This window comes from Pseudomonas sp. TJI-51, from assembly GCF_000190455.2.
Classification (GTDB): Bacteria; Pseudomonadota; Gammaproteobacteria; order Pseudomonadales; family Pseudomonadaceae; genus Aquipseudomonas; species Aquipseudomonas juntendi.
The window spans coordinates 5459-5854 of record NZ_AEWE02000011.1 but is presented as its reverse complement, the minus strand read 5'-3'; the positions used below and the strand labels follow the sequence as shown (position 1 = coordinate 5854).

Annotated in this window: 1 pseudogene; it reads right to left on the bottom strand. The window is 65.9% G+C overall.

The annotated features are described in order from the left end of the window. Positions 1 to 94: 94 nt before the first annotated feature. Positions 95 to 396: pseudogene (locus G1E_RS29080) on the bottom strand (chemotaxis protein); the annotation flags it as partial.

Genomic DNA, 396 nt, shown 5'->3' with positions numbered 1-396 from the left:
GCGCCACGGTATCGTGGCGCTCGGGGCTTAGTGCTGCTACAGCCATGGGCACTCCTCAGCGCGGCATATCAGTACGGCTCATCGCAAGGCCGGTTCACTTGGGCTCGGCAGGTGGTGGCAAGGTGAAGCCAGACACCGAACGGCGCATCTCGCTGGCCATGCGCGCCAGGTGGCGAATACTGTCGGCGGTCGCACCAGAACCGGCGGAAGTCTGCGCAGTGATCTGCTGGATCACCGCCATGGTGTGGGAAATCTGCCCGGCCGAAGAGGTCTGCAATTGCGCGGCGTCGGAAATGCTGTGGATAAGGTCGGCAAGGTTCTGCGACACCCCTTCGATCTCGGCCAGCGCCACCCCGGCATCCTGGGCCAGGCGGGCACCGCGCACCACCTCGGCGG